Annotated in this window: 1 protein-coding gene; it reads left to right on the forward strand. The window is 59.0% G+C overall.

Annotated features, from left to right (window positions below; translation table 11 throughout):
- Window positions 1-20: 20 nt before the first annotated feature.
- Window positions 21-383: peptide-methionine (R)-S-oxide reductase MsrB (gene msrB / locus NMC31_RS26095; protein ID WP_253899404.1), on the forward strand; the 363-nt coding region annotated here is incomplete at its 3' end.

Raw genomic sequence — 383 nt, forward strand, 5'->3', positions numbered from 1 at the left:
ATTAATTATTGGAGACTATCATGAAGTTTGAGAAGTCACAGGCAGCAGTTGACCGCCTGACCCCCGAGCAACGCCGGATTACCCAGGATTCGGGGACCGAAAGGCCCTTCACGGGTGAGCACAACGACAACAAGGAGCCTGGCATCTACGTCGACATAGTGTCGGGAGAGCCGCTGTTCGCTTCAACGGACAAGTTCGATTCGGGTACTGGCTGGCCCAGCTTCACCAAGCCGATCGTTCCGGCAAACGTGAACGAGGTGCGGGACAGTGCACACGGCATGGTCCGGACGGAGGTCAGGTCGGTACACGCCGACAGCCATCTGGGCCACGTTTTCCCGGACGGTCCTTCCGACCGCGGCGGTCTGCGCTACTGCATCAACTCT

It is taken from the genome of Pseudocitrobacter vendiensis (genome assembly GCF_943590815.1).
Lineage (GTDB): Bacteria > Pseudomonadota > Gammaproteobacteria > Enterobacterales > Enterobacteriaceae > Pseudocitrobacter > Pseudocitrobacter vendiensis.